The 17,629-nt window shown below is 65.5% G+C and carries 13 protein-coding genes; 6 read left to right on the top strand and 7 right to left on the bottom strand.

Annotation, left to right across the window (positions count from 1 at the left end; all coding sequences use genetic code 11):
• Window positions 1–2,565 (bottom strand): hypothetical protein (locus tag QUW25_RS08360; RefSeq protein WP_289511750.1); only part of this gene is annotated, 2,565 nt, incomplete at its 3' end.
• 734 nt (window positions 2,566–3,299) lie between these two features.
• On the opposite strand from QUW25_RS08360, the gene QUW25_RS08355 reads away from it, so the two are divergent.
• A complete protein-coding gene (locus tag QUW25_RS08355) occupies window positions 3,300–4,811 on the top strand; it encodes an aminotransferase class I/II-fold pyridoxal phosphate-dependent enzyme (protein ID WP_289511749.1) in 1,512 nt (503 codons plus the stop codon).
• Window positions 4,812–4,969: 158 nt separating this feature from the next.
• On the opposite strand, the gene QUW25_RS08350 is transcribed toward QUW25_RS08355, so the two are convergent.
• Entirely contained in the window at window positions 4,970–6,304 is a 1,335-nt protein-coding gene (locus QUW25_RS08350) for a DinB/UmuC family translesion DNA polymerase (protein ID WP_289511748.1), read from the bottom strand.
• Window positions 6,305–6,833: 529 nt separating this feature from the next.
• Between QUW25_RS08350 and QUW25_RS08345 the strand changes: the two genes are divergently transcribed.
• Together QUW25_RS08345 and thpR are read left to right on the top strand one after the other, a co-directional pair.
• Window positions 6,834–8,135: a hypothetical protein gene (locus tag QUW25_RS08345; protein ID WP_289511747.1), complete on the top strand. Its 1,302-nt coding sequence runs from the start codon at window positions 6,834–6,836 to the stop codon at window positions 8,133–8,135.
• 111 nt (window positions 8,136–8,246) lie between these two features.
• Window positions 8,247–8,783, top strand: a complete 537-nt coding sequence (gene thpR, locus QUW25_RS08340; protein ID WP_289511746.1) for an RNA 2',3'-cyclic phosphodiesterase — start codon at window positions 8,247–8,249, stop codon at window positions 8,781–8,783.
• Window positions 8,784–8,872: 89 nt separating this feature from the next.
• On the opposite strand, the gene recQ is transcribed toward thpR, so the two are convergent.
• The 4 genes from recQ to QUW25_RS08320 all read right to left on the bottom strand — a co-directional run bounded on the left by recQ (window position 8,873) and on the right by QUW25_RS08320 (window position 14,025).
• Window positions 8,873–10,759, bottom strand: a complete 1,887-nt coding sequence (gene recQ / locus QUW25_RS08335) for a DNA helicase RecQ (protein WP_289511745.1) — start codon at window positions 10,757–10,759, stop codon at window positions 8,873–8,875.
• Window positions 10,760–10,883: 124 nt separating this feature from the next.
• The gene (locus QUW25_RS08330) at window positions 10,884–11,630 is read right to left on the bottom strand and encodes an energy-coupling factor transporter transmembrane component T family protein (protein WP_289511744.1); all 747 of its coding nucleotides are present in this window, start codon (window positions 11,628–11,630) and stop codon (window positions 10,884–10,886) included.
• Window positions 11,623–13,383 (bottom strand): ABC transporter ATP-binding protein, encoded by a 1,761-nt coding sequence (locus tag QUW25_RS08325; protein ID WP_289511743.1) that lies wholly within the window; start codon window positions 13,381–13,383, stop codon window positions 11,623–11,625. The genes QUW25_RS08330 and QUW25_RS08325 overlap by 8 nt, the downstream gene beginning before the upstream one ends.
• A 72-nt stretch (window positions 13,384–13,455) precedes the next feature.
• Window positions 13,456–14,025, bottom strand: a complete 570-nt coding sequence (locus QUW25_RS08320) for a hypothetical protein (RefSeq protein WP_289511742.1) — start codon at window positions 14,023–14,025, stop codon at window positions 13,456–13,458.
• Window positions 14,026–14,497: 472 nt separating this feature from the next.
• Here QUW25_RS08320 and QUW25_RS08315 point away from each other — a divergent pair, with 472 nt between their 5' ends.
• Complete coding sequence (locus QUW25_RS08315) at window positions 14,498–14,950, top strand: MarR family winged helix-turn-helix transcriptional regulator (RefSeq protein ID WP_289511741.1); 453 nt, start codon at window positions 14,498–14,500, stop codon at window positions 14,948–14,950.
• Window positions 14,951–15,029: 79 nt separating this feature from the next.
• Window positions 15,030–15,875, top strand: coding sequence for a DegV family protein (locus tag QUW25_RS08310; protein ID WP_289511740.1), 846 nt, complete (start codon window positions 15,030–15,032; stop codon window positions 15,873–15,875).
• Between the two features lie 340 nt (window positions 15,876–16,215).
• Here QUW25_RS08310 and QUW25_RS08305 read toward each other — a convergent pair whose 3' ends face one another.
• Window positions 16,216–16,761: a TetR/AcrR family transcriptional regulator gene (locus QUW25_RS08305; protein WP_289511739.1), complete on the bottom strand. Its 546-nt coding sequence runs from the start codon at window positions 16,759–16,761 to the stop codon at window positions 16,216–16,218.
• 157 nt (window positions 16,762–16,918) lie between these two features.
• On the opposite strand from QUW25_RS08305, the gene QUW25_RS08300 reads away from it, so the two are divergent.
• On the top strand, window positions 16,919–17,620 hold the full coding sequence (locus QUW25_RS08300; protein WP_289511738.1) for an ABC transporter ATP-binding protein: 702 nt from the start codon (window positions 16,919–16,921) through the stop codon (window positions 17,618–17,620).
• The last annotated feature ends 9 nt before the right edge of the window (window positions 17,621–17,629 follow it).

Raw genomic sequence — 17,629 nt, 5'->3', positions numbered from 1 at the left:
GCCGCTCCAGGCCACGCCCTCGTGCACCCAGCCGATCCCGACGAGCGTGTCGCGCTCCTCGGCGCTCGTGGTGTAGTGGTGGGTTGCCACCTGGGTGTAGGGGTTGAAGAGCCTCTGGAGGGGCACCGCGCCCTCGCCTTCGGCGGAGTACCAGCCGACGCCCTCGTAGCGCCAGCCGAGCCCCACCAGCGCGTCGCGCTCGGTCTCGTCCGTCGTGTAGTGGTGGTCGCCGCCCGCCGCGTAGGGGTTGAACAGGCGGTAGACCGGGGAGTCGGATACGGAGGGAGCGAGCCAGCCGGTGCCCTCGGCCTGCCAGCCCTGGCTCACCAGGGCCGCCGCCTCAACCTCGTCGGAGGTGTAGAGGTGCTCGCCGGTCCAGGGGTTGTAGAAGCGCAGCATGCGCAGGACCTCGACGCCGCCGGGCAGGATCTCCTCGGACTGCCTGAGCCCGCAGGTGGCGCAGGCGCGCTCGCGGCTGCCGGCCTCGGTGGCCGTGGCCTGCTCGGTGACCTCCCACGCGCCCCACTCGTGGGCCTCGGCGCCGACCCTCTCGCCGCACGTGGTGCACTGGTGCCAGTGCTGGACCTCGTCGTGGGACCACTCGTCGCCCGCGGCGTGCTTCTCGGCGCCGAGCTTGGCGCCGCAGGTCGCGCACTCGTGCCAGTGGGACGTCCCGTCGGAGTGCCACTTCGCGTCGGCCTCGTGCTTCTCGGTGCCCAGGTTGGCCCCGCAGACGGCGCACTCGTGCCAGTGCGAGGTCGCGTCGCTGGCCCAGGCGGACTCGGGCGCGTGGTCGGCGGCTCCGACCTTGGCCCCGCAGGTCACGCACTCGCGCCAGTGCGAGGCGCCGTCGGAGTGCCACTTGGCGTCCGTCTCGTGGGCAGTCACGTCGAGCCTGGCGCCGCAGGTTGTGCACTCGTGCCAGTGGGAGGATCCATCGGTGTGCCACTCGTCGTCCGCGGTGTGCTTGCCCTCGTCGAGGTTGGCGCCGCAGACGGCGCACTCGTGCCAGTGGCTCGTCGCGCTCGTCGTCCAGCCCTCGGACGGGGCGTGGGCCTCGAAGGAGCACTCGACGGCCTCGCTCATGACGGCGTCGGCGACGTCTCCGCCGGCGCTGGCGACGACCTCGACCGCGTAGCTGCCGGGCTCGGTGACCAGCAGCGTCGCGCTCCGCTGGCCGTCGATGGCCTTGCCGTCACGGTACCACTGGTAGGTGTAGGTGACGGTGTCGAGCGGGTGCTCGACGTCGGCCTTGAGCGTGATGTTGGTGCCCACGTGCACGGAGGTCTCGCCTGCGACCTTGACAGACGGGGCGCTCAGCGCCCACGTGGCGCGGAGTTCAAGGGTTGACGCGTTGGGCGTAGGATCGGAGAAATCCCAAATGCTACTGCCACTGGACCTATATCGCATCCATGCGACCAGGTCGTAGCCCACGGGCCCCTCGAAGTCGGTCGGAATGAGCGCGGTGTCGATAAGCGCGCCCCTCGCCACATAGATGGTGGCATACTCCGTCTCTCCGTCTGTGGATTTGAAGTAGACCTTGATTGATCTTGCTGCCTGAAGGTGAGTTTCTGTGGCGGTGAAGACGTAGCTCCTCTCGTTGTAAGAGACGAACTGGGAGGCGTCGGGTGTGGCTCCATTTGTGTAGGCAACCACGTTAAAGGACGAGGTCGTCGGCGGGCGATTTACGTCAAGCGTGACAGGAGAGGGGGGATTGAAGGAGTCGTCCACCGTGAGTGCGTTATAGCTGAACGCGTCGCTGGCGTTGCCGATGCAGATGCCGTCGGTGAGGATGGGGCTGCCCGAAAGGGCGAGCGTCGATCCCCTTGTGTCGCTCTTGTCCTGTCCTACGACGAGAATAGCGTCGGGGTTCGCGTCTCCGGCTGTTTTGCCGTTACCCGAGATGGTGCCGCCGGAGATGGACATGGTGATGTCGTGGTAATCATCCGGTTCGTATTTTGTTGAGATGGCGGTGCCAAACACGTTGGAACAGGTGTTGTTCACGATGGAGCCGGCGCTCATCTCAAACGTTATCTTTTCCGAGGCAGCCTGCAGGTAGATGCCGCCGGCAGATTCGCTGGCCGAGTTGCCAGATATCTCGGTTCCCGCAAGCGCCAGCTTTCCGGAGCCAAGGATGGAAACGCCGCCTCCCGATAGGGCAGAGATGTTGTTCTTAATGGTTCCACCGTTAAGCTGAATGGTACCAACAACGTTGCCTTCGATTCCGCCACCCGCCGAACTTGAGCGGTTTCCGGAGATCTCTCCGTCGTTCATGGTGAGCGAGCCGCCACCAGTTATGTAGACGGCGGAATTGCCTTGGCCGCTTGTTGCCGAGGCGCCGTTGTTCACGAGACGAGTGGTTCCGTTGATGACGAGGCTGCTCGAGGAGCCGTTAACCTCGACGAGGTAGCCCGAGGCTTTCTGGTTCTGGCCGTCAATGGTGACGTTCGCGAGCGTCAGGGTTCCGCCCGTAACGTCGAAGAGGGTGCCCTCGTATCCGCTGGCGCGCTTAAAGGTCGCGTCCGTGATGGTCGTGTTTTCTTCAATGTCTAGACGGCCCGACATTTCAATTGCGCCGTCTGCCGAGACGAGCGCGAGGGCTTGGTCAAGCGTCTCAACGGGAACGCTGGAGGAGTCTCCGGCATTGTCATCGCTGCCCGTTTGTGGGTTGAGATACACCGTCTCGAGCGTTCCGGTGCGGGCGCCTACTTCAGGCTGCCCCCCCCCTCGTTGATTCCGGGGTCCGCAAGCGCGGCCGCGGGTGCGAACGTCAGGGCGAGCGTTAGCGCCGCCGACGCCGCGAGCGCCCAGGTTCTCTTGCGCATGGGTCTACCTCCTTCTCGTCGGGGGCGGCCGTCCCGTGCGCCGGGGCTCCGGGCGGGCCGCCCGCAACCCTTCCCGCCCTGCGCCTCTCGGTGGCGGGGCGTATCAAGATTCTCCCAGACACCGACCTCGCTGGGGGAGCGAGTTCGGGGCGAAAGGCTGCGAGTTGGGGGCGAAAGGCTGCGAGTTGGGGGCGAAAGGCTGCGAGTTAGGGGGAGGGGGCCGGCCGTCGCGGCCAGCCCGTTGAGGGTATGTACACAGTTGAAAGTTTTTCTCGATGTTCCGGCGAGAAGAACCGCAGGTAGCGGCGTTGCTCCAAAAGCATCAAAGTCGCAACAGTGTACATAGTCTCGGATGAAAGGGTTTTGGGTCGAAAAACCCAACAAGTTCAATTTGAAACTGTGGTAGAGTGTCCGCATTGAACTATTCTGCCGAGAAGTTCAATTTGAGCTAAAAATTGAACCAAAGGAGGCGAGATGGCCCTCGAGACGTTTGCGGACCGGCTGCGCGCCGTCATGGCCGAGCGCGGCCTCAAGCAGGCCGACCTCATCCACGCTGCGTCCGCGCGTGGCGAGAAGCTCGGAAAGAGCCAGGTCAGCCAGTACGTAAGCGGCAAGGTGACGCCGCGCTCCGACGTGCGGGCCCTTCTCGCCGCCATCTTGGACGTTGACGCGGCGTGGCTCGCCACGGGAAACGGGGCCCGAGCCGCCGCGCGGCCTGAGACCGCGAACGCGCCCGTCCGTCCCACCGCTACCACGAGGAGCACCACCATGCGAGAGTTCAAGAAGTCTTCCAAGCTCGATAACGTTCTCTATGACGTCCGCGGCCCCGTTGCCGATGAGGCGGCGCGCATGGAGGACGAGGGCCTGCGCATCCTCAAGCTCAACATCGGCAACCCCGCTCCGTTTGGCTTCCGCACGCCCGACGAGGTCGTTCACGACATGCGCCAGCAGCTGCCGGACTGCGAGGGCTACTCGGACAGTCGCGGCCTCTTCTCCGCCCGCAAGGCCATCATGCAGTACGCCCAGCTCAAGCACCTGCCCAATGTGAGCATGGACGGCATCTACACGGGCAATGGCGTCTCCGAGCTCATCCAGCTCTGCATGAACGCGCTGCTCGACACCGGCGACGAGATTCTCATCCCGAGCCCGGACTACCCGCTCTGGACCGCGTGCGCCACGCTTGCCGGCGGCACGCCCGTGCACTACCTCTGCGACGAGCAGGCCGAGTGGAACCCCGACCTTGCCGACATTGAGTCCAAGGTCACGAGCAACACCAAGGCCATCGTCATCATCAACCCCAACAATCCCACGGGTGCCGTCTACCCCCGCGAGGTCCTCGAGCAGATCGTTGAGATCGCCCGCCGCCACCAGCTCATGATCTTCTCGGACGAGATTTACGACCGCCTGTGCATGGACGGCCACGAGCACGTCTCCATTGCCTCGCTTGCGCCCGACCTGCCGTGCGTGACGTTCTCCGGCCTCTCCAAGTCCCACATGATCGCCGGCTACCGCATTGGCTGGATGATCCTCTCCGGCAACAAGCGCAGCATGCGCGACTTCATCTACGGCATCAACATGCTCTCCAACATGCGCCTTTGCTCCAACGTGCCGGCGCAGTCCATCGTGCAGACGGCTCTGGGCGGCTATCAGAGCGTGGAGCGCTACGTGGAGCCCGGCGGGCGCATCTACGAGCAGCGCAACTACGTCTACGAGGCGCTCAACGCCATCGACGGCATCACGGCCGTGAAGCCCAAGGCGGCGTTCTACATCTTCCCCAAGATCGACGTCAAGAAGTTCAACATCACCGATGACGAGCAGTTTGCGCTGGACCTCCTGCACGAGAAGCGCATCCTCATCACGCGCGGCGGCGGCTTCAACTGGCCGGAGCCCGATCACTTCCGCATTGTGTACCTCCCGCGCATGGAGGTTCTGCACGAGGCCATGGACGACCTTGCGGACTTCTTTGCCCACTACCGCCAGGGCTAGACGTGACGCTGGCGTCAGAGCTGGCTGTCACCATGACACCTGGCTCTGACGCCATTGTCAGGTTGGCGCGCTCGCGGATGAGGTCGTAGTAGCCGGTCAGGGCGGCAAACGGAACAAACTGGGCCGCGCGGTCCACGTGGCGGCGCGGCTCCCCCTCGTTACTCATGGTGTCCTCCCACCTGCTCGTTTCTCTCGCGCGCGGTTGCCTTTGGCTTGAAGCTGGTTCCCCTGAGCAGGGCGTTTTTGCCAAAGCGACGCTTGACCGCAATCGTTGTCTGGGCAAGGCGGTGCTCGGCCGCCTCGGCCTCGACGTCCGTGAAGAGCGTGAGCCCGGCAAACTCCTCGGGCACGAGCGCCCCCACGCCAATGTTCACGCGCCGTATGGCGCGGTTGGGGTCCACCATCTCGTCATAGAGCGCCAGAAAGCGCCGGGAGAGGAGCGCGCGCGAGTTGGTGGTCTGCTCGAGCTTGCGGGAAACCGCCGCGTGCGGCGCCTCGCGCCCGAGCACGCGCGTCCCGTGCTCTCCCGTGAACGTGCGGCCCCCTGCGCCCTCGTCCTCCTCGCCCCATCCGCGTCGCTCGTGCGCGTACCCCACGTAGAGCGAGACGTGCCCGCCCGCAAGGCCCTTCTCCACGAGGTCTAGCACAATGCCGTCCACCATCTCCTGCAGCACCACGCGCGCCTCGTCAAAGGTGTAGTCGCAGGCAAGGACCTGGCCGCTCGCAAGGGAGTGAGCCTTTGGCTGGTAGGCGTGGATCTCTGCCATGGTGCAGGGCTCGATGCCCCAGGCGTGGTCGATGAGCAGCTCGGCGTTGATGCCAAACTCGTCGTAGAGGGCCTGCTCGGGCAGCAGCGCCACCTCGCCGAGCGTGCGCGCCCCCAGCTGCTCGAGCCTGCGCGCGATGCCCGGGCCAATGCCCCAGATGTCCGTGATGGGGCGGTGCGGCCAGATCTTGCACTTGAACGTCTCCTCGGTGAGCTCGCCGATGTTGTCCGGCGCGTGCTTGGCCGTGACGTCGAGCGCCACCTTGGCAAGAAAGAGGTTGGTCCCCACGCCCGCCGTGGCGCAGATGCCCGTCTCGCGCCGCACGAGCTCCACGAGGTCCACGGCCAGCTCGCGCGGCGTCTTCCTGTAGAGCGTCAGATAGGGGGCCACGTCGATGAAGCACTCGTCCACGGAGTAGACGTGGATGTCCTCCGGCGAGAAGAACCTCAGGTAGAGGCTGTAGATGTCTGCCGAGACCTCCATGTAGCGGCGCATGCGGGGCGGGGCCATCTCGTAGTCTATGGTGTCCGGGATCTCAAAGACGCGGCAGCGGTTGCGCACGCCGAGCGCCTTCATGGCGGGCGAGATGGCCAGGCAGATGGTCTTGGGCCCGCGCGTGGGGTCGGCCACCACAAGGCGCCGCTCGAAGGGGTCGTACCCGCGGTCCACGCACTCAACGGAGGCGTAGAAGCACTTGAGGTCTATGCAGAGGTAGGCGCGCTCCACCGGCTTCCCCCTAAGGAATCCAAACACATGTTCTTGTCGCCAACCATGATAGCACCCCCACCGGACGGAGTGATGACAAAGGTGACAGGGTAGTTTGTCATCATCCGGGCGCTTCTTGGCGGCGCGTTCTTCTCGCTGTGTTCTCCGTGCTGGATGGGCGGGTTTTGGGCAACAAGTTTTATGTTGGACGACCCCCTGCACGTTAATTGCGGGCCGGCGAGAAGAACGACCTGCGGAAACGTTGACGCGACGACCCTCGGCCGCCGCCCGAGGCGCCCGCTATATAAAAAGTGTTGCCCAAAACCTCCCCAAACCTCTCGATTTGGCCCCTGCGGCGAGCGCGCGGGGCCGCATCGCGCCGTCCCGAGTCAGAAACCGAGCAAAATAATGTAACCATCACCGACAGGTGCTTCTCGCCCCGCCCTATGCCGCTTGCCGAATGTGCCCCCTCCCACCTTTGTATTTCCTCTGAGGCCGACAAGTACAATGGCCGTAGCGTTTTTCAGCAAGCTTTATGAGAGGAGTTTCCATGAACGCACGCCACATCAGGCGAGGTGGGACGGCCCTTGTTGCCGCGCTGAGCGCGCTGGTGCTGAGCCTCGGCCTCGCTGCGCCCGCCGCGGCGGAGGTTATCGAGAACGAGGGCGAGTTTCAGATGATAGAGGTCAACAAGACCTATACGTTCACCACCGAGGACCCGAGTGCAATCGGCATGTGGCAGGACCAGGACTGGTGGCGCTTCGAGCTGCCCAAGAGCGGGACGCTTCAGCTCGTAGCAACCTCGCTCGCCACGGGGGACGAGGAGGCGGACGCCGGCTGGTCTATCAGCCTCGTGACCTCGGAGGCGCAGGACGAGTTTGGTAGCGCCTATGGCGGATACAACGCCTCGATTAACCTGCTCGCCGAAGATGGCAGCAAGAGCACTGCCATAACTGGCGTCGACGCGGGGACCTACGACATCTCGGTCCACCCCAGCCGCGAGCTCGATTATGGCCAGCAATACCAGCTCATGGTCAAGTACACCCCGTCTGACGCGTGGGAGTCCGAGTATAACAACGGGGCAAATAAGAGTGATGCCCTGACTTTGGGCAAGATGATGAACGGCGGAATCGACAACCAGTTTGACCAGGACTGGTTTGAGTTCACCACGACTGGGTTCGGCACGGTCGAGTTTGCCTTCGACGGGACCGACGCGACCGACGGAACGTGGCGCGTGAGCGTGATCGATAACCCGTATGCGGAAAAGGCCCTCTACGAGAAGGCCTTCGATAGCTCCTCCGCGCACACGACGGGTGAGATCGAGGTCTCTCCCGGCACGCACTATGTGGTGGTGAGCGGCAACCAGTGGGATAAGGGCGTTGTCGACTCCTACTACAAGCTCACCGCTACCTTTACCGCCGATGCCGAGATTCCCATGTGGCGTCTCTACAACCCCTACAGCGGCGAGCACCTCTTCACGAGGGACGCCGAGGAGCGCGAGAAGCTTGCCTCCCTTGGTTGGACCGACGAGGGCCTCGCGTGGACCGCGCCTGGCACGGGCGAGGTTGTCTGGCGCCTCTACAACCCCTACAGCGGCGACCACCACTACACCATGAAGGCCGATGAGTACGAGTCGCTCGCGGAGATCGGCTGGGAGCAGGAGGGCATCGCCTGGTACTCCGCCAGCAAGGACGACAAGGGCGCGGTGCCGCTCTACCGCCTGTTCAACCCCTACGCCACGGTGGCCACGCACCACTACACCGCAAGCTCCGATGAGTACAACAAGCTCGGCGAGGTCGGTTGGGAGCAGGAGGGCTATGCCTGGTACGGCGTGACCCCCGCAAAGAAGTAGCCGCCGTCCCTGACGTCAGCCCCATCATGACAAACTACCCTGTCACCTTTGTCATCATGACAATGGTGACAGGGTAGTTTGTCATCATGGGGAGTGGCGAGAGGAGAAGAGATGCGGGCATTTGTTGCGCTGGAGCTGCCGGAGGCGTTTGCGGACGAGACGGCGGCGCTTTCCCGGGCGCTTGCCGAGGTCTGCGACGGGCGATTTGTGGATCCGGAGAACCTGCACCTCACGCTCGCGTTTCTCGGCGAGGTGGGGGAGGCGGAGGCGCGCTCGGCAATGGCGGCGCTCGACGCGGCCTGCCTTGGCACCGGTCCTGTGCGGCTGGGCGCCACGGGCCTGGGCACCTTTGGTCGTGCGAGTGACGCCACGCTTTGGCTGGGCATACAGAAGGACCCGCAGCTCATGGGCCTTGCGGACCGCATGCGAGAAGAACTTGCCGCCCGCGACCTCTCCTATGACGAGAAGGGCTTTCTGCCGCACGTCACGCTCGCGCGGCGCGCGCGGCTGCCGCGGGGCGGTCTGGGCGAGCTGGCGTTTCCGCTGCCGGACGTGGCTACGCGGCTCACGCTCTTCCGTAGCATCCTCGGCTCGGACGGCGCCCGCTACAAGTCGCTCTACACCGTTGAGCTTGACGCTCGGCTCTGACGCCAGTGTCGCCAGTGTCAAGCCGGTGCCAGCGTCAGACTTGTCCCAAAATCTCTGAGCGAAAAAACACGTCCCAAAATTACAGACAGCTAGCCGTTGATGGCGGAGAGGAAGAGGTCGCCGTAGCGTTCGGCCTTCTTGGCGCCCACGCCGGAGACGGCGAGCAGCTCGTCGGTGGTTCTCGGCCGCTTGGCGCACATGTCCACGAGCGTGGCGTTGCTAAAGATGAAGTACGACGGCACGTTCTGCTCGCGCGCGAGGCTGCCGCGCAGCTCGGAGAGCCGGGCGTAGAGCTCCTGGCCCGCGGCGTCCAGCTCGGAGACGTCCGTGGCGGCGCGGGTCTTGGCGGGCGGTGCCGGCACGCGCTCTCTTCTCGGCGCGCCCTTGGCAACCTTGAGCATGAACGGCCCGTCCCAGGGAGCCTCGCGTCGCAGGAACGCCCCCGAGGCCCCCGTGAGCGCTATCGTGGGGTAGTCGCCGCCCGTCCGCGTAAGCACTCCAAGAAACACCAGCTCATCGATGATGGCACGCATACGCGCGGCGGGCACGTCCGCCATGATGCCGTACGTAGAAAGCCGGTCAAACCCGCGCCGCAGGACCTTCTCGCCGCGCGAGCCGCGCAGCACGTCCACGATCATGGACGCCCCCACGGTGCGCCCGCGCTGGGCGATGCGCGCCACGCAGCTTACCACCTTGAGCGCGTCCGTCGTTGCGTCCACCTCCTCAAAGTCCGTGAGGCAGTTTCCGCAGTTGCCGCAGTACGCCGGCGCCTCCTCGCCAAAGTAGCGCAGGATGTGGGCGCGCAGGCACTCCGTGGTGGTGGCGTAGAAGACCATCTGGCGCAGCCGCTCGGAGTCGCGCTCGGCAAGCAGCTCGCGCTGCTCGGCCGTGAGGCCCTCGCGCGGCTCGCTCCTCGAAAGAAGAAACTCCGCGGTATGGACGTCGCCGGGGGAGTAGAGCAAGAGGCAGTCCGCCTTGGTGCCGTCGCGTCCGGCACGGCCCGCCTCCTGGTAGTAGTTCTCCAGCGAGAGCGGCAGGTTGTAGTGGACCACGTAACTCACGTTGGACTTGTCGATGCCCATGCCAAAGGCATTGGTGGCCACCATCACGCGGCTGCGGTCGTAGAGAAAGTCCTCCTGGTTGCGCCTGCGCTCCTCGGCGGGAAGCCCCGCGTGATAGCGCGTGGCGAGAAGCCCCTCGTCGCGCAGCAGCTCGCAGACCTCCTCGACGGCGCGCCGGCTCGAGCAGTAGACGATGCCGCTCTTCTCAGCCCGCTCGCGGACAAAGCCCACGAGCATGCGGTCCTTCTCGGCGCCGTTTCTGGGGCGCGAGACGGCAAAGGAGAGGTTGGGGCGGTCAAAGCTCGCTATGACCTCAAAGGGGTCGCGCAGGCCCAGGGCGGAGACGATGTCCTTGCGCACGGCGCGGGTGGCAGTTGCCGTGAGCGCCATCACGGGCGGGCGCGCAGGAAGGGCGTCGATAAACTCAATGATCCGCTGGTAGCTTGGCCTAAAGTCGTTGCCCCACTGCGAGATGCAGTGCGCCTCGTCCACGGCGAGAAGCGCCACGCCGCGCGCGGCGGCGGTCTCCACGAAGGCGGGGTCGTCAAGGCGCTCCGGCGCCACGTAGACGAGGGAAAGCGCGCCGGAGGCCATGCCGTAGAGCACGTCCGCCCGCTGGCGGACGCCGAGTGTGGAGTTGAGGAAGCTCGCTGCAACGCCAGCCTGACGGAGCGCCCCCACCTGGTCTGCCATGAGCGAGATGAGCGGTGAGACCACGAGCGTGATGCCGCCCGTGCGCGCGGCGAGCGCGAGCGCCGGCACCTGGTAGCAGATCGACTTGCCCGCCGAGGTGGGCATCACGGCCAGCACGTCGCGGCCGGTGAGCGCAGCGTCCACGATCTCCGCCTGGTGCGGACGAAAGCTCTGGTAGCCAAAGGTGTCGCGCAGAATGTCGAGCGGCGCGTGCTCCGCCATGGGGCTCCTGTCTCCGGGTTCTTCTCGTCCCATTATGAGACTTGCGGGGAGCTGGGTACGGGCAGGTTCCGGACGTTCCGGCCCGACAAACTGTCCACCCGCCGCCCGTTCTTCTCGGCAGCCCCTACGCCACGACCCCCAGTGCCACGAGCGCCACGCAGCACGCCAGCACCGCCCAGTCGCGCGCGACAAGCGGGTAGCGCTTGTAGCTGCTCTCGCGCGTGCGCAGGTAGAAGCCGCGCTGCTCGGCGGCCAGCGCGATGGCGTCCGTGCGCCCCACGGAGCTCACGAGCAGCGGCACGCAGAGTGGCAGCATGAGCCGCAGCTTGCGGAAGGGGTTGCGGGTGTCATACTCCACGCCGCGGGCGGTCTGCGCCTCCATGATGGCGCTCATCTCCTGCGAGAAGACCGGAACAAAGCGCAGCGCGGTGGTGAACGTGAACGCGTAGCGGTACGGCACATGGAGCACCTCCACGCACGCGTTTGCCAGGTCGGTGAGCTTGGTCACCATGAGCACCAGAACAAGCGGCAGCGCCACGCCCAGAAGGCGCAGGCAGACCTTGGAGCCTGAGGTCAGGCCGCCGGTGGTGACAAACCCCCAGATCACGTCCCCGCTGCGCACAAAGACAAGCTGCAGCGCGAGCATCACCACGGCAAGCGGCACGAGCACCTTGAGCAGGCGCGCGAGCCGTCCGGCAACCCCCGCGTACGCCCCGAGCGCAAACGTGAGGGCAAGAAGCCCCAGGAGCAGCGCGTAGGTGTCCGCGAGGAAGGTCGCCACGATGATCGCGGCGGCAAGGGCGAGCTTGGCCACGGGGTTCAGCAGGTGGAGGAGCGTGCCGCCCGGAACGTAGTCGATGATGCTAGTCACGGCGGACCATCTCCTCCACAAGGTCGACGATGCCAGAGACCTGGGCAATTCCCGCAAACGCCGGCGAGACGTCCTCGGCAAGCGCGGCGGACAGCGCCACAACCTGCGGCGGCTCCACGCCCGCGCGGGCCATGAGGGCGGCGTCCGAGAAGACCTCCGCCGCGGTGCCGCGTCCGACAATCTCTCCCCGGGCCATCACAATGACCCGCTCGGCAAAGTCCGAGACGACCTCCATGTCGTGGCAGACCATCGCCACGGCGCACCCGCGCTCGGCCATCTCGGCGACCGTCTCCATGACGGTCATGCACTCGCGGTAGTCAAGGCCGCTCGTGGGCTCGTCCAGAAGGACCACGTCCGGCTCCATCACCACCACGGAGGCCAGCGCCACCATCTGGCGCTGGCCGCGGGAGAGCGAGAAGGGCGCCTCGCCCGCGGGCAGGCCAAAGTGCTCGATGACGGTGCTCGCGCGCCGGCGCGCCTCGCGGCCCTCGACGCCCGTGAGCTCGAGCCCAAAGGCTACCTCGTCGAGCACGGTGTCCTTGCAGATCTGGCGGTCGGGGTTCTGGAAGAGCGTGGAGACGTGCGCGGCAAGGCGGCTCGTGGGCGTCTCGCGCGTGTCGAGGCCGGCCACGCGCACCTCGCCGGAGTCTGGGTGCAGGATGCCGTTCAGGAGCTTGGTGAGGGTGGTCTTGCCGGCGCCGTTCTGCCCAATCACGCCTACGACCTCGCCGGGGTAGACGTCAAAGGTGAGGTCGCGCACCTCGGCGCCCGTCGAGGGGTACGTGAAGCCTACGCTGCGGAAGGAGACGACGGGCTCGCCCTGGGCGGCGCGGGGGCGGGAGGAAGGCTCCGGCACCGGGTTCTTCTCGCCGCGCGGGGATGCGCTTGCCACGCCGCCGACGAGGCCGGCTACCAGGCGCTTTGCCTCTGCGACGGTGAGGCACGGCTCCCCGGGGGCAATGAGGCCGTGCTGGGCGAGGCTGTTGGAGACGCGGGCCACGCGCGGGCTGTCCACGCCCATCGCGCGCAGCTCGGCGCCATGCGAGAAGACCTCGCGCGGGGTGCCGTCAAAGGCAAGGCGGCCCTGGTCCAGGACGAGGATGCGCCCGCAGTACTCTGAGAGGGTGGCCACCTTCTGCTCGATGACCACGACGGTGATGCCCTCGCGCTCGTTGAGGGCGCGCAGGGTCTCGAAGACCATCGTGGTGGACGCCGGGTCGAGCGCGGCGGTGGGCTCGTCGAGCACCAGGACGCGGGGGCGCAGGGCCAGCATGGCCGCGATGGCGACCTTCTGCTTCTGACCGCCGGAGAGGGTGGCGATCTCGCGCTCGCGCAGCTCCGGGATGCCCACGGCCTCGAGCGAGGTGGTGAGGCGGGACTCTATCTCGCCGTGCGGAACGCCGAAGTTCTCAAGGCCGAAGAGCAGCTCGTCCTCCACGACGGACGCCACCATCTGCGCGTCGATGTCCTGGTTGACGCTTCCCACCACGCGCGAGACGTCCGTGAGCGTGACGTCGCAGGTGTCCTGCCCGTCAACGATGACGGCGCCAAAGAGCTGCCCGCGGAAGTGGTGGGGGATGGCGCCGGAGAGCGCCGCCGCGAGCGTTGACTTGCCGGCGCCCGAGGGGCCGAGCACGCCCACGAACTCCCCCGGCGCGATGTCGAGGGAGACGTGGTCGAGGGCGCGAGCGTCCTTCTCGCCGGCGTAGGAGAAGGAGACGTCGTTCAGTTGAATGATGCTGCTAGGTGCCATGAGCGCCTTTCCTGACAAAGGTGACAGGGTAAATTGTCATGATGACAAAATACCCTGTCACCTTTGTCACCATTAGTCGTTGAGCTTGAGGGCCTTCTTGACGGGGAGGTAGAGCGCGCTCACGAGGACGGCGTTGAAGACGCCGGTGAGCAGGACCACGGGCAGCATGGCCGCGGCGAGCTCGGCCGCGCCGCCCACCATGGCGATCTTGATGAGCATGAAGATCACGCCGGAGACGACGGTGGTGGCAAAGGAGCCCACGAGCGGGACAAACCTCTTGGCGGACCCGCGCATGCCAGCGGCCACGATGAGCGCCATGAGCATGGCGGCCACGCCCTCGGCGGCAAAGTCGATGAACGGCGAGGTGGTGGTGACCTGGATCACGGCCGCGGAGATGAGGCCGATGACGAGGGCCTGCGCAACGTTGGGACGCACCACCAGGATGGTGAGGCAGAAGGCCGAGATGATGAACTCGGGGCTGATGAGGCCGCCGGAGATGCCGGAGATGGCCTTGCCCACGGTGAAGTTGAGGATAAAGCCGGCAGCAAGAAGCACGGCGAGAAGAACGAGGGCCTGGATGTCGAGCTTGCCGTGGTCGGCGGAGGCGGCGACGGTGCGGGCGGCGGTGGTGTTCTCAGACATTGTGGTTTCCTTTCATGATGATGACAAAGGTGACAGGGTAAAGTGTCAGGTTTTTCGATCTGAGCTGCGGAGTGGTGCGCGTACAAGAAAAAGGGCCCCCGGTCTTCCGGGAGCCCTCTCAGCGCAAATTGATATGGCGCGTCAAGCTCACCATCGACCGAGCGAGGAGAAGTTGCGCCACCACCAGTTCATGGACGTGCGTGCGTTGACGTTGACGTTGGTGATCATGTCTGGCGCTCCTCTCGTATGACGGCCCGAAGGCGTGACTGCGCTTGATGAGAAGATACGCGCAGCCAAACCACCGCGCAAGTTAGTTTCCCAGCCGGAAACAAACCACCCGAGCCTGCGCTTCGTGCTGGCATGTGAATATCGCGTGGCCGCCGCGAGGCCCGGTTCTTCTCGCCGGTTCTTGGGCATAATGTTGACTAGTTAACATCTGTTGAGCGCCCGACGGGCGGGAGAGAAGAGCGTCGTGACCGAGAAGCGCTTTGAGGACTTTGTGGGCATCATCAGCGCCCTTAACAAGGAGATTCAGCGCATTAAGACCGCCGAGGCCAAGCGACTGGGCTTCCGCGGCTCGGACGTGATGTGCCTCTACTACCTGGTCAAGCATCCCGAGGGGCTCACCGCCTCCGAGCTGGCCCGCGTGGTCGACGTGAGCCGCGCCGCAATGTCGCGCACCATCGCGCACCTGGCCGAGGACGGCTTTGTTGAGGTGGGGGACGCCGAGGAAGGCGACGCCTCCAAGTACCGAGCGCCCGTGCGCCTTACCGAGAAGGGCTTTGAGGCGGCGCGCCCGCTCGATGACATCATTCACCGAGTGCTCGACGAGGCTGGCGGCGAGCTCGCCATGCGCGAGCGCCTGCAGATGTACGATTCACTCAACCACATCCTCGAGCGCCTGAGGACCTTCGCGCGCGACTAGCCAGCGCCCGGTTTGCCGTGCGTCACCGCATGCCGCCTTGCGCCCTTGTCCCGCGCACGAGACTCGGAAAGGAAGCATCATGGCCGTTCGCATCATCACCGACTCCGGCATAGACCTCCCGGGCGAGCTTGACCCTCGCCTTACCGTGATTCACCTGGGCATCACCTTTGGAACGACCACCTACGCCGATGGCGTGGACCTCACCAACGACCGCTTCTACGAGCTGCTCATCGAGAACGACGAGCTTCCCAAGACGAGCCAGGCCACGCCCTTTGCCTACCAGCAGGTCTTTGAGCAGGTCCGCACCGCGGGCGAGGAGGCTGTGGTGATCACGCTCTCCTCCAAGCTCTCCGGCACCTACCAGAGCGCCGTCACCGCGGCGGCGGACTTCCCCGAGGTGCACGTGGTCGACAGCAAGAACGTGACCATCGGCCAGAGCCTTCTCGTGCTCTACGCGCTGCACCTCGTGGACGAGGGCCTCGGCGCGGCGGAGATTGCCGAGAAGGTCGAGGCGGTCGTGGACCGCGTCTGCCTGCTCGCGCTGCTCGACACGCTCGAGTACCTCAAGCGCGGCGGTCGCATTCCCAAGAGCGTGGGTGCCATCGGCGAGCTGCTCTCCATCAAGCCCGTGGTGGGCGTGGAGGACGGCGAGGTCGTGATGCTCGGCAAGGCGCGCGGCTCCAAGAACGGCCGCAACCAGCTGCACCAGCTGGTCGAGAAGCACGGCATCGACTTTGACATGCCGGTCCTGCTGGGCTACACCGGCCTCTCGCAGAAGCTCCTCAAGAAGTACCTGGACGACAACCGCGCCATCTGGGAGGGCAGGGTCGCCGAGGAGGACCTGCCCATCACCTCCGTGGGCGCCACCATCGGCACGCACGTGGGTCCCGGCGCGATTGCCCTCGCGTTCTTTGCTAAGAACTAGCCCTGCCGGGGTGCCGAGAAAACCCGTCTGCTGTACCGGAATCCGGGAGGTGCGTCGAGAAAAGCGGGTGGCTGTACCGGCTTGACCCGTGGCCTGTCGAGAAAAACGCTCCTCTGTACCAGGGCTGCGGCAGTATGCCGAGAAACGCCGGCGGCTGTACCGCGTGATGCCGAGTAATACCGGCGTCTGTACCGGGAGGAGGGGACGCGGCGCCTCCGCTCGCGACTTCCCTGGTACAGAGGCCCGCTTTTCTCGACGACATTTTTCAAAACCGGTACAGAGGCCAGGTTTTCTCGGCGTTCGATTCCGTGGCGGGCGCTGAGACTGGCACAGGCGCCGGTCACGTTACGATGCGCACTACGAGCTGGATGAGCTGGTCGATGGGCATGGGGTTCTCCTCGGCCGTCCATGTTCGGATGGTGGCGAGGATGCCCGAGAGGTAGAACTCGCGCACCACGCGCCGGGCCTGCTCGTCGAGCTCGGCTGCGGGCAGGAAGAAGCGGTCCACGAGCGGGCTGATGATCTCCTTGAGGCGGCGTGAGAACGCCGGGTCCCCGTGCGGTCCCAGCAGCACGCGCGTGTAGTCGCGCGAGCGTCCGGCAAGGCGCAGAATGAGCCCCATGTGCTGTGAGAAGTCGAGCTTGTCGCCCTTGAGCAGGCGCTCGTTCACCAGGCGCTCGATGTTGCCGAGCACCGTCTCCTCGATCTCCTCGAGCAGCTCGTAGACGTCGTGATAGTAGAGATAGAAGGTCGCGCGGTTGTACCCGGCGCGGTCCGTGATCTCGCGCACGGAGATCTTCTCCACGGGCCTCTCCGCGTAGAGCTCCCAGAACGCCTGGCGGAGGTTGGCGCGCGTCTGCTCGGTGACCTGCGGCTGCTTCTTCATGACGTCCTCCGGAACCGCGGATGACTCAAAAGGGGACCGCTCCCCTCGAGTCATTTCTCGACACTTGGGGGGCGGGTGTCGAGCCGAGGTTCTTCTCGCCCCTTGAGCCAAGTATACTTTGATTTAGACAACACGTTGTCGAGTAATCGGAGCCGGCATGTCATACATCGAGTTCTCTGACGTCGTGCGCACGTACGGCGAGGGCACGACCAAGATAAACGCGCTGGACGGCGCGAGCTTCAACGTCGAGAAGGGCGAGCTCGCCGTTATCTTGGGCGCCTCGGGCGCAGGCAAGACCACCGCCCTCAACATCCTGGGCGGCATGGACAGCGCCACCTCCGGCACAATAACGGTGGACGGTCGCGACCTCTCCCACGCCAGCGAGAATGACCTCGTTCTGTACCGCCGCGCGGACGTGGGCTTTGTCTTTCAGTTCTACAACCTCGTGCCCAACCTCACCGCGCTCGAGAACGTGGAGCTGGCCACCCAGATCTGCCCGGACTCCCTCGATCCCACCGAGATGCTCGAGAAGGTGGGCCTGGCAGATCGCCTGGGCAACTTCCCCGCCCAGCTCTCCGGCGGCGAGCAGCAGCGCGTCTCCATCGCGCGTGCCCTCGCCAAGAACCCCAAGCTGCTGCTCTGCGACGAGCCCACCGGCGCACTCGACTACCAGACGGGCAAGCAGATTCTTCAGCTGCTCCAGGACATGAGCCGCTCGGAGCACGTGACCGTTGTCATCGTCACCCACAACGCCGCGCTCGCGGACATGGCAGACCGCCTCATCCGCTTCAAGAGCGGCCGCGTGACGAGCATGACCACAAACGAGAGCCCGCTGCCCATCTCAGAGATCGAGTGGTAGCGAGGTAGA

Origin of the sequence: Thermophilibacter provencensis, assembly GCF_030372065.1 — a bacterium.
Classification (GTDB): Bacteria; Actinomycetota; Coriobacteriia; order Coriobacteriales; family Atopobiaceae; genus Thermophilibacter; species Thermophilibacter provencensis_A.
Note: the sequence above shows the minus strand (reverse complement) of the source record. Positions and strands in the feature narration are given on the sequence as shown.